Below are 9833 nucleotides of genomic sequence, written 5' to 3'. Positions count from 1 at the left end.
GAAAATCGCGCCCAGACTGGGATGTGAAACTGACTGATGATTTACGTTTCAACGGTTGGTTGTCGATGTATAAATTTGCCAACGATTTGAACACGACCGGTTACGCTGATACCCGTGTCGAAACGGAAACAGGTCTGCAATATACCTTCAACGAAACGGTTGCTTTGCGAGTGAACTATTATCTCGAGCGCGGCTTCAATATGGACGACAGCCGCAATAACGGTGAGTTTTCCACACAAGAAATTCGCGCCTATTTGCCGCTGACGCTCGGCAACCACTCGGTTACGCCGTATACGCGCATTGGGCTGGATCGCTGGAGTAACTGGGACTGGCAGGATGATATTGAACGTGAAGGCCATGATTTTAACCGTGTGGGTTTATTTTACGGTTATGATTTCCAGAACGGACTTTCCGTTTCGCTGGAATACGCGTTTGAGTGGCAGGATCACGACGAAGGCGACAGCGATAAATTCCATTATGCAGGTGTCGGCGTAAATTACTCGTTCTGATAATGGGCTAAATTGCCGGATGCGGCGCGAGTACTTTATCCGATCTATAAATGTAGGCCGGATAAGATGCGCCAGCATCGCATCCGGCATTCAGGCAAGGTAGCTGGTATTTATTTCAGCGTCATATGCGTGGCAACGGTAATATTCTGTGGTGACGGTTTTCCCGAAATTAAGCGGAATAATAACTCGCAGCTTTGTTGACCTAACTCCTGCGTCGGAACATCGATGCCGCCTGGTGCAGGCGTTAAAATAAACGACAGCGTTTCATTACTATAACCCACCACCGCTAACTGCTGCGGAATAGCAATATTTTTCTCTGCCGCCGCACGATAAATGCTCATTAATTTCAGGCTGTCAGTGGCAAACACTGCCTCAGGCAACGGTGACTGACTTAATAATTGCCGTGCTGCTTGCAGTGCTGTTTCATGGGTATAACCGCCGTCAACAATCCATTTATCACGCACTGCAATATTATGCGCGGACAGACTTTTCTTATAGCCATTAACGCGATCAACCGAAACATGGACATCAAGCGGAGCATGCAGGCAGGCAATATTTTGATGCCCACTTTCAATTAATGCATCGGTCAACGCAATGCTGTCACCAAAATTATCGGTATCGACAGAATAAACATGGGCATATTGACCTTCAACTTTGCCAATTACCACCACCGGAATATCGTATTTATCGAGTTGGGCAAAAAATGACTCATCCGCTGGCGAACTGAGCATAATAATGCCTTTAATCATTTTCTGTTTAATTTTGCTTTCGCATTTTTGCAGATCTTCTGCCGGATTGTGCGACGTTTGTAATATCACGTCGAAACCTTCTTCTTCCGCTTTGGCGGTGATGGCATGCAAAACTTCAGAGAAAAACGGATTACCCGCCGTAGTTTTGGTCGAACGGGTAGAAATCACCATAATGGCATCAAAACCCGAAGAGGTCAGCGCGCGGGCCAGCTTGTTTGGCTGATACTGTAATTCTTCAATGGCCCGTAACACTTTTTCGCGCGCTTCCGGGGAGATATTAGTTTGCTTATTCAGCACGCGTGATACGGTGGATTTTGATACGCCTGCAACCCTGGCAATATCATAAATAGTAGGGGACATAGGTCAGGAACTCCGTCCGAACGTGAATGCTGCACATCTTATGGAGTTCGCCCGTCGATGACAACACGGGCAGTTGATAATCAATGGCCTGGCCCCCACATTCATATCCTTACGAATGATTTTTTTTCTGGTCTTCAGAGCAGCACAGGACAGCAATGAAGCGACTTAAAAATGAACTCAATGCGCTGGTGAATCGGGGTGTCGACAGACATCTGCGCCTCGCTGTAACCGGACTTAGCCGCAGCGGCAAAACAGCGTTTATCACCGCGATGGTTAATCAGTTGCTCAATATTCATGCCGGAGCACGTTTGCCGCTGTTAAGCGCGGTGCGTGAAGAGCGCTTGCTGGGCGTAAAACGCATTCCCCAGCGTGACTTTGGCATTCCGCGCTTCACCTATGATGAAGGACTGGCGCAGTTATATGGTGATCCTCCCGCCTGGCCGACGCCTACGCGCGGCGTCAGTGAAATTCGCCTGGCGTTACGTTTTAAATCGAACGATTCGCTGCTGCGCCACTTTAAGGATACCTCCACGCTGTATCTGGAAATTGTGGATTATCCCGGCGAATGGTTGCTCGACCTGCCGATGCTGGCGCAGGATTACTTAAGCTGGTCGCGCCAGATGACGGGCTTACTCAATGGTCAGCGCGGCGAATGGTCGGCGAAATGGCGAATGATGTGCGAAGGACTTGACCCGCTAGCGCCTGCCGACGAAAACCGGCTGGCAGACATTGCCGCCGTGTGGACCGATTATCTCCACCACTGTAAACAGCAGGGGCTGCACTTTATTCAGCCTGGGCGCTTTGTCTTGCCGGGAGATATGGCAGGTGCGCCCGCGCTGCAATTCTTCCCGTGGCCGGATGTCGATGCCTGGGGCGAGTCCAAACTGGCGCAGGCCGATAAGCACACCAATGCCGGAATGCTGCGCGAGCGGTTTAATTATTACTGCGAGAAAGTGGTGAAGGGGTTCTATAAGAATCATTTTCTGCGCTTTGACCGCCAGATTGTGCTGGTGGATTGCCTGCAACCTCTCAACAGTGGGCCACAGGCATTTAATGATATGCGTCTGGCACTGACGCAGCTGATGCAAAGTTTCCACTACGGGCAGCGCACGCTGTTTCGCCGCTTATTCTCGCCGGTTATCGACAAACTGCTGTTTGCCGCGACGAAAGCGGACCATGTAACGGTCGATCAGCACGCCAATATGGTTTCATTACTGCAACAACTGATTCAGGATGCCTGGCAAAATGCGGCGTTTGAAAGGATTAGTATGGATTGCCTGGGGCTGGCCTCGGTGCAGACGACCACCAGCGGCATTATTGACGTCAACGGCGAGAAAATTCCGGCATTGCGCGGTAACCGGCTCAGCGATGGTGCGCCTCTCACCGTTTACCCCGGTGAAGTTCCTGCGCGTTTGCCCGGTCAGGCGTTCTGGGACAAGCAAGGGTTCCAGTTTGAAGCGTTTCGCCCGCAGGTGATGGATGTCGACAAACCGCTGCCGCATATTCGTCTTGATGCCGCGCTGGAATTTTTAATAGGAGATAAATTGCGATGACCGAACCGTTAAAACCACGTATTGATTTCGACGGTCCGCTGGAGGTCGAACAGAATCCAAAATTCAGGGCGCAGCAGACCTTTGACGAAAATCAGGCGCAAAATTTTGCCCCGGCCACGCTCGACGAAGCGCAGGAAGAAGAGGGGCAAGTCGAAGCGGTAATGGACGCAGCGTTACGTCCGAAACGCAGCCTGTGGCGCAAAATGGTGATGGGCGGGCTGGCTCTGTTTGGCGCAAGCGTTGTCGGGCAGGGTATACAGTGGACAATGAATGCCTGGCAAACCCAGGACTGGGTAGCGCTGGGTGGATGTGCCGCTGGGGCATTGATTATCGGCGCTGGCGTAGGTTCTGTGGTAACAGAGTGGCGGCGCTTATGGCGCTTGCGACAGCGCGCCCATGAACGCGACGAAGCGCGTGATTTATTGCATAGCCACGGCACGGGCAAAGGTCGCGCATTTTGCGAAAAACTGGCGCAGCAGGCGGGTATTGATCAGTCGCATCCGGCGCTGCAACGCTGGTATGCCTCAATCCATGAAACGCAGAACGATCGTGAAGTGGTCAGCCTGTATGCGCATTTGGTCCAGCCAGTTTTAGATGCCCAGGCGCGGCGCGAAATCAGCCGTTCGGCGGCGGAATCAACGTTGATGATTGCGGTCAGCCCGCTGGCGTTGGTCGATATGGCGTTTATCGCCTGGCGCAATCTGCGTTTAATTAATCGCATTGCCACGCTGTATGGCATTGAACTGGGGTATTACAGCCGTTTGCGTCTGTTTAAGCTGGTATTGCTGAATATCGCTTTTGCCGGAGCCAGCGAACTGGTGCGCGAAGTGGGGATGGACTGGATGTCGCAAGATCTCGCTGCTCGTTTGTCTACCCGCGCAGCTCAGGGAATTGGAGCTGGACTTCTGACGGCACGACTCGGGATTAAAGCTATGGAGCTTTGCCGCCCGCTGCCGTGGATTGACGATGACAAACCTCGCCTTGGGGATTTCCGTCGTCAGCTTATCGGTCAGGTGAAAGAAACTCTGCAAAAAGGCAAAACGCCCAGCGAAAAATAATGCAATATCGGGTGCTGACCGGATATCTTTACGCCGAAGTGCCCGTTTTTCCGTCTTTGTGTCAATGATTGTTGACAGAAACCTTCCTGCTATCCAAATAGTGTCATATCATCATATTAATTGTTCTTTTTTCAGGTGAAGGTTCCTATGCGTCTGGAAGTCTTTTGTGAAGACCGACTCGGTCTGACCCGCGAATTACTCGATCTACTCGTGCTAAGAGGCATTGATTTACGCGGTATTGAGATTGATCCCATTGGGCGAATCTACCTCAATTTTGCTGAACTGGAGTTTGAGAGTTTCAGCAGTTTGATGGCCGAAATACGCCGTATTGCAGGTGTTACCGATGTGCGTACTGTCCCGTGGATGCCTTCCGAACGTGAGCATCTGGCGTTGAGCGCGTTACTGGAGGCGTTGCCTGAACCTGTGCTCTCTGTCGATATGAAAAGCAAAGTGGATATGGCGAACCCGGCGAGCTGTCAGCTTTTTGGGCAAAAATTGGATCGCCTGCGCAACCATACCGCCGCACAATTGATTAACGGCTTTAATTTTTTACGTTGGCTGGAAAGCGAACCGCAAGATTCGCATAACGAGCATGTCGTTATTAATGGGCAGAATTTCCTGATGGAGATTACGCCTGTTTATCTTCAGGATGAAAATGATCAACACGTCCTGACCGGTGCGGTGGTGATGTTGCGATCAACGATTCGTATGGGCCGCCAGTTGCAAAATGTCGCCGCCCAGGACGTCAGCGCCTTCAGCCAAATTGTCGCCGTCAGCCCGAAAATGAAGCACGTTGTCGAACAGGCGCAGAAACTGGCGATGCTAAGCGCGCCGCTGCTGATTACGGGTGACACAGGTACAGGTAAAGATCTTTTTGCCTACGCCTGCCATCAGGCAAGCCCCAGAGCGGGCAAACCTTACCTGGCGCTGAATTGCGCGTCTATACCAGAAGATGCGGTCGAGAGTGAACTGTTTGGTCATGCTCCGGAAGGGAAGAAAGGGTTCTTTGAGCAGGCGAACGGTGGTTCGGTGCTGTTGGATGAAATAGGGGAAATGTCACCACGGATGCAGGCGAAATTACTGCGTTTTCTTAATGATGGCACTTTCCGTCGGGTTGGCGAAGACCATGAGGTGCATGTCGATGTGCGGGTGATTTGCGCTACGCAGAAGAATCTGGTCGAACTGGTGCAAAAAGGCGTGTTCCGTGAAGATCTCTATTATCGTCTGAACGTGTTGACGCTCAATCTGCCGCCGCTACGTGACTGTCCGCAGGACATTATGCCGTTAACTGAGCTGTTCGTCGCCCGCTTTGCCGACGAGCAGGGCGTGCCGCGTCCGAAACTGGCCGCTGACCTGAATACTGTACTTACACGTTATGCGTGGCCGGGAAATGTGCGGCAGTTAAAGAACGCTATCTATCGCGCGCTGACACAACTGGACGGTTATGAGCTGCGTCCACAGGATATTTTGTTGCCGGATTATGACGCAGCAACGGTAGCCGTGGGCGAAGATGCGATGGAAGGTTCGCTGGACGAAATCACCAGCCGTTTTGAACGCTCGGTATTAACCCAGCTTTATCGCAATTATCCCAGCACGCGCAAACTGGCAAAACGTCTCGGCGTTTCACATACCGCGATTGCCAATAAGTTGCGGGAATATGGTCTGAGTCAGAAGAAGAACGAAGAGTAAGCGCGAATATGCCTGATGGTGCAACACCATCAGGCATATTAACTTATGCTTTCAGTACAGCCAGAGCTGCTTCGTAATCCGGCTCGGTGGTGATTTCATCCACCAGCTGGCTGAAAATCACATTGTCATTTTCGTCAATAACCACAACGGCACGCGCTGCCAGACCTTTCAGTAGGCCATCAGCAATTGCCACACCGTAGGCTTGCAGAAATTCAGCGTTACGGAAAGTGGAGAGGGTGATAACGTTGTTCAGACCTTCTGCGCCGCAGAAACGAGACTGGGCGAACGGCAGATCGGCAGAGATACACAGCACAACGGTGTTGTCGATCTCAGTTGCCAGTTGGTTAAACTTACGTACTGATGCGGCGCAAACACCGGTATCAATACTCGGGAAAATGTTCAGCACTTTGCGTTTACCCGCAAACTGACCGAGGGTGACGTCAGACAGATCTTTTGCCACGAGAGTAAAAGTCTGCGCTTTGCTACCCGCCTGCGGGATGGAATTGGCGACTGTAACCGGGTTGCCCTGGAAATGAACGGTTTGTGACATGATTATCTTTCCTGTTTACATATAGTTAACGTCACACCTAGTTTATGCTAACTGTCAATAACACAGCAAACGCTATTTGCGCTTAATCCGCAGACCACCGCGACAACAAGGAGTAAAGATGAGAATCGTTAAGGTATTTGAGGAAGCCTGGCCCTTACATACCCCGTTTGTGATTGCCCGGGGAAGCCGCAGTGAAGCGCGCGTGGTGGTGGTTGAACTGGAAGAAGAGGGTATTAAAGGCACCGGCGAATGCACGCCGTATCCGCGTTATGGAGAAAGTGATGCCTCGGTAATGGCGCAAATTATGAGCGTCGTGCCGCAATTAGAGAAAGGGCTGACACGGGAGGAGTTGCAAAAAATTCTCCCTGCCGGCGCAGCACGTAATGCGCTGGATTGTGCATTGTGGGATCTCGCGGCGCGAAAACAGCAGCAATCGCTGGCTGATTTGATCGGCATAACGCTTCCCGAGACAGTTATCACTGCACAGACGGTTGTCATCGGTACGCCTGATCAGATGGCCAATAGTGCATCAACACTCTGGCAGGCAGGCGCGAAATTACTGAAAGTGAAGCTGGATAACCATCTTATCAGTGAGCGGATGGTGGCAATTCGCACCGCTGTGCCCGATGCCACGCTGATCGTTGATGCAAATGAATCCTGGCGTGCAGAAGGGTTGGCGGCGCGTTGCCAGCTATTGGCGGATTTAGGCGTTGCGATGCTTGAACAACCGCTTCCTGCGCAGGACGATGCGGCGCTGGAGAATTTTATTCATCCGTTGCCGATTTGTGCTGATGAAAGTTGTCATACTCGTAGCAATCTGAAGGCGCTGAAAGGGCGCTATGAGATGGTTAACATTAAGCTCGATAAAACCGGTGGTCTGACGGAAGCGCTGGCGCTGGCGACTGAAGCGCGTGCACAAGGTTTCAGTCTGATGCTGGGCTGCATGTTGTGTACCTCTCGTGCCATTAGCGCCGCTTTACCGCTGGTGCCGCAGGTCAGTTTCGCCGATCTTGACGGACCGACCTGGCTGGCGGTAGATGTGGAACCGGCGCTTCAGTTCACGACGGGCGAATTGCATCTTTAGGATGCCAGCGCAGCAAGTTTGCCATCGCAAAGAGATATTTTTCGCTGGCTTCGTCGGAGGAGATGGGCGGAAACTCTGCGGTGATGCAATGCAAGTTGAGATCTGCACACCAACTGCCGAAAGAGCCAGGCGTTTCATAACCGACGCTGGTTACCAGAGGCAATTCAAACGACTGGGCCAGCCATTCGCCTAATTCGCTGTGTCTGGGATCTTCAATACAAGCCAGTGGATCGTGGAATGAGACCACCCAGGCAGGTTGAATGCGGTGTATAAGCTGGCACAGCGCCTGGGTTTCAGGTTCGGAGCCAGGTTTGTCACCTGTCAGTAATACGACATCACGTTCTTCAGCGGCGCTGTTCCAGCGATAAACCGTTTCACCTTCCTTCCAGTTCGCCGCCGGAAAGTTTCTGTTTAAATCCACACCATTAGCATTGGCCCGTAACCCCAGCTGGCAGCCGTCAGGATTCACACACAGCACCACATGATGGCGGCGCAAAGAAGGTGTCAAAGTCCGCAGAGCACAGGAGAGCGTGACGACCGAAGAGTTTTCATCACCGTGAGTGCCAGCCAGAATCAAACCACTTTCGCGGCTGGCTGCAGGGGCAGGAAACCAGATTAACGGCGCGCCCAATAATGAACGTCCGTAATGTTCTGTTCCGGGCGGAAATGCGCCGCGTTCGGCGCGTGGGCGGGTTACGGTCATGATCGTCTCTGGTTCAGGAAGTATTACAGGCAGTGTTGTGCAAATTTTGCGGATTATCAAATCCTTTTCTTCAACGCTATGTCATCGATCTTGTATCACTTTTTTGCCGGAAGTTGTTTGCATTTTCATTGATGTGCAGATATTAGAATTGTCGTAATGTTATATACATGGCGTATTTTATTCTTACTGGTTCTACACATGTTAATCGCATCTGATTGATCAGTTCACCTTAATAAGTTTAATAAATCGTACTGCACATAGTACAGTACGATGGTATCTATATAATTGATTTACATGAAGAATGGCTTATCGCCATCAGTCCCGGGTTGATTGATGCCTATATTCTCACCAATGTGTTTCTCAGGTTTATCGATGATATCTGTAATTAATGCTGCGACACTCTTACGTGATACGATCGTACCTTTGAATGGTTCATTGCGAGAGGTAAGCTCATAATCAATAATATCTTCATCAGTCAGCTAGGCAGGGCGAAGAATTGTATATTCCAGTCCAGAAGCCTCAATTGCATCCGCAGCCCTGCGGAATGGTTTTAGGGGTTCACCAATAACTGCATTATTCCATTCGACAAATTTTCCTGGAACTTCATCATAAATACCGAGGGAAAGAACAAAGATCAGACGTTTAACATCACAGGCTTTCATCGCAGCGATCACTGAATTTGCCTGAATATCTAAATCTTCCCCCGTAAGGTTGGCATACACAATATCCTGTCCCTGCATGGCCTGCTTCAGTGCTGCATGATTCAGTACATCCCCCATAATAATCTGGCTATTAGTTGGATAGGGTTTGTGTATTTTTGCTGGCTGACGGGCAAATAAAGTTTGTTTAATAGTTTGTTTATCTGCCAGTTGATTAATCACATGGCGGGCTATCTGACCGCCAGCACCAAGAATCAGTACATTTTTCATAATATTTCTCATGAAACTTATCCCAGATGGGTGTTGAAAAAAGGAATAACTTTTGCCAGCGCCTCCTGAACTGCTTCCGGTTTGTCATATAGTTCATAATGTGAGAAATCGGGTAACGAAACTAACTGACGATCCTGCGAAACCATCGCCCGGCCATAGACTTCCAGTCCATCACGATAAGCACCGAAGGCACCGACTTTTTCACCAACTACTACCATCACCGGCTGGGTCAGTAACACTTCAGTAAATGCGAAGGCATCCCAGGCCAGCGTTTTCTGTGCATGTGAGAACAACATTTTTGCCGCACCTCCCGGTTGTTGCCCGCGTGGTGTTTTATAGTAGTCAGTTGCTTCATAAACATCGCGTTCGGTCAGTCCATGGGCTTTTGCTGCATCCAGGCTGGCGGGAAGTAATTCGTTGATCTGTAATTCTCCACCACGAGCCTCTTTTGTTCGTTGTGACGCCATTGCATTCAATACGCCAATCGGATCATAATTGCTGAAACCTTCCCGAAAAAGACGCCCGATATTAACACCCGTAATACTCACTACAGCTTTAATTCGTTTTTCTGTCAGCGCGGCATTAATGGCATAGCCACCCGTTACTTTATTCGTACCCCTTATAATGGGGTGTTAGCCAGCCAGACCCG

The 9833-nt window shown here is 50.6% G+C and carries 7 protein-coding genes and 3 pseudogenes; 5 read left to right on the top strand and 5 right to left on the bottom strand.

The window, feature by feature from the left end; all coding sequences use genetic code 11:
* Positions 1–509, top strand: a pseudogene (gene ompG / locus ACUU1I_RS17390) (monomeric porin OmpG); the annotation flags it as partial.
* A gap of 110 nt (positions 510–619) precedes the next feature.
* Here ompG and ACUU1I_RS17385 read toward each other — a convergent pair.
* Positions 620–1618, bottom strand: coding sequence for a LacI family DNA-binding transcriptional regulator (locus tag ACUU1I_RS17385; protein WP_000075372.1), 999 nt, complete (start codon positions 1616–1618; stop codon positions 620–622).
* 155 nt (positions 1619–1773) lie between these two features.
* On the opposite strand from ACUU1I_RS17385, the gene ACUU1I_RS17380 reads away from it, so the two are divergent.
* From ACUU1I_RS17380 to tyrR, 3 genes are all read left to right on the top strand, one after another.
* Positions 1774–3171: a YcjX family GTP-binding protein gene (locus tag ACUU1I_RS17380; RefSeq protein ID WP_000825773.1), complete on the top strand. Its 1398-nt coding sequence runs from the start codon at positions 1774–1776 to the stop codon at positions 3169–3171.
* Entirely contained in the window at positions 3168–4229 is a 1062-nt protein-coding gene (locus ACUU1I_RS17375) for a YcjF family protein (RefSeq protein WP_000138744.1), read from the top strand. Before ACUU1I_RS17380 ends, ACUU1I_RS17375 begins: the two co-directional genes overlap by 4 nt.
* 147 nt (positions 4230–4376) lie before the next feature.
* Complete coding sequence (gene tyrR, locus ACUU1I_RS17370; RefSeq protein ID WP_001306544.1) at positions 4377–5918, top strand: transcriptional regulator TyrR; 1542 nt, start codon at positions 4377–4379, stop codon at positions 5916–5918.
* Positions 5919–5961: 43 nt separating this feature from the next.
* Here the strand turns inward: tyrR and tpx are convergent, their stop codons facing one another.
* On the bottom strand, positions 5962–6468 hold the full coding sequence (gene tpx / locus ACUU1I_RS17365) for a thiol peroxidase (protein ID WP_000084385.1): 507 nt from the start codon (positions 6466–6468) through the stop codon (positions 5962–5964).
* A 118-nt stretch (positions 6469–6586) separates the two neighbouring features.
* Between tpx and ycjG the strand changes: the two genes are divergently transcribed.
* Positions 6587–7552, top strand: coding sequence for an L-Ala-D/L-Glu epimerase (ycjG, locus tag ACUU1I_RS17360; protein ID WP_005049759.1), 966 nt, complete (start codon positions 6587–6589; stop codon positions 7550–7552).
* Here the strand turns inward: ycjG and mpaA are convergent.
* The 3 genes and pseudogenes from mpaA to ACUU1I_RS17345 all read right to left on the bottom strand — a co-directional run.
* The gene (gene mpaA, locus ACUU1I_RS17355; protein WP_005068481.1) at positions 7527–8255 is read right to left on the bottom strand and encodes a murein tripeptide amidase MpaA; all 729 of its coding nucleotides are present in this window, start codon (positions 8253–8255) and stop codon (positions 7527–7529) included. The two genes, ycjG and mpaA, sit on opposite strands and share 26 nt — an antisense overlap.
* Before the next feature lie 290 nt (positions 8256–8545).
* Positions 8546–9184, bottom strand: a pseudogene (locus ACUU1I_RS17350) (SDR family oxidoreductase).
* Between the two features lie 17 nt (positions 9185–9201).
* Positions 9202–9783, bottom strand: a pseudogene (locus ACUU1I_RS17345) (alpha/beta hydrolase); the annotation flags it as partial.
* Positions 9784–9833 lie beyond the last annotated feature (50 nt).

It is taken from the genome of Shigella sp. SIG3, from assembly GCF_053555855.1.
Note: the sequence above shows the minus strand (reverse complement) of the source record. Positions and strands in the feature narration are given on the sequence as shown.